1 protein-coding gene is annotated in these 414 nt (G+C 63.8%); it reads right to left on the bottom strand.

Going from position 1 to position 414, the window contains the following annotated elements; genetic code table 11:
- On the bottom strand, positions 1-414 hold a 414-nt coding region (locus tag EN994_RS35100; protein ID WP_164746609.1), incomplete at both ends, for a BamA/TamA family outer membrane protein.

Below are 414 nucleotides of genomic sequence, written 5' to 3'. Positions count from 1 at the left end.
ACATAGCGCAGGCCGACGCCGGCGCCGACCTTGACATCGGAGAAATCGGGAACCGATTTGGTCGACACGGTGCCGGCATCGACGAACGGCACGATGCCGATCGTGTCGGTGATGGCGATGCGCATCTCGACCGAGGTTTCGAAGAAGGACAGGCCGCCGATCGGCTGGCCGGTGAAATCCTTCGGACCGATGCCCTGATAGGCGTAGCCGCGCACCGAACCGCCGCCGCCGGAATAGAAGCGCCGGTCGGCCGGCACATTCTGAAGCCCGGTGCCCACGATCGAACCGATGGCGACACGTTCGGCCAGCACGAACTTGGAAGCCGAATCCAGCGACTGATAGGCCGACCCTTCGCCCCTCAGCTTCAGGAAGGCCGCACCATTCAAAATGTCGTAGCTCGGCTCGGCATAGGCC

Origin of the sequence: Mesorhizobium sp. M7A.F.Ca.CA.002.09.1.1 (assembly GCF_003998555.1) — a bacterium.
In the GTDB taxonomy this organism is placed as follows: domain Bacteria; phylum Pseudomonadota; class Alphaproteobacteria; order Rhizobiales; family Rhizobiaceae; genus Mesorhizobium; species Mesorhizobium ciceri.
Note: the sequence above shows the minus strand (reverse complement) of the source record. Positions and strands in the feature narration are given on the sequence as shown.